This window comes from Pseudomonas sp. 32_A, assembly GCF_017490905.1.
GTDB lineage: Bacteria > Pseudomonadota > Gammaproteobacteria > Pseudomonadales > Pseudomonadaceae > Aquipseudomonas > Aquipseudomonas inefficax.
Genome location: NZ_JAFGYI010000548.1, coordinates 1 through 228, shown reverse-complemented (window position 1 = coordinate 228; position 228 = coordinate 1). Strand labels below are relative to the sequence as shown.

Genomic DNA, 228 nt, shown 5'->3' with positions numbered 1-228 from the left:
AAGGGCATTGCTCTCCTGATAGAGCCAGCTCTAAAGGGCATGGCTCTTCTGACAGAACCAGCTCTTGCTGGGATGGCACTGCTCTCAAGAACAACACTGTACCTGTGGGAGCTGGCTTGCCGGCGATGGGCTGCACAGCAGCCCCAATGGCCTTAACGCTGCACGGGCGTCGGCCGCTGCACTTCAGCCCTGCGCCCCAGCACCTCATACACCGACGGATACGCCGGC

General features: G+C 61.4%; 1 protein-coding gene. It reads right to left on the bottom strand.

Annotation, left to right across the window (positions count from 1 at the left end):
• Window positions 1-152 precede the first annotated feature (152 nt).
• A partial coding sequence (locus tag J5M58_RS28235; protein WP_243432580.1) for a hypothetical protein occupies window positions 153-228 on the bottom strand: 76 nt, incomplete at its 5' end.